This window comes from Nonomuraea sp. NPDC048916 (genome assembly GCF_040649575.1).
Lineage (GTDB): Bacteria > Actinomycetota > Actinomycetes > Streptosporangiales > Streptosporangiaceae > Nonomuraea.
On sequence record NZ_JBEZFS010000321.1, the window covers coordinates 1 to 357 of the forward strand.

General features: G+C 69.5%; 1 protein-coding gene. It reads left to right on the top strand.

Annotated features, from left to right (window positions below; translation table 11 throughout):
* Positions 1-357, top strand: a 357-nt coding sequence (locus tag AB0C16_RS41045) for a proprotein convertase P-domain-containing protein (RefSeq protein ID WP_357691642.1), incomplete at both ends; no start/stop codon positions are given.

The window sequence follows — 357 nt, forward strand, 5'->3', positions numbered from 1 at the left end:
CTACCACTCGTCCTGCGACAGCCTGAGCAACATCAACGACACCGCCCTGGACCGCAACAGCGACGCCGCCGCCCACGCGATCTGGACCCTGTCCTCCGACAGCGGCGAACCGCCCACCGGCGAAGGCGTGTTCAGCAACACCGACGATGTCGCCATCCCGGACGCGGGAGCCGCGGTGACCTCGTCGATCGCGGTCACCGGACGGACGGGCAACGCCCCGGCCGCCCTTCAGGTGGGCGTCGACATCAAGCACACCTGGCGCGGCGACCTGGTCGTCGATCTGCTGGCGCCGGACGGCAGCGCGTACCGCCTGAAGAACTCCAGCAGCGGCGACTCGGCCGACAACGTCATCACGAC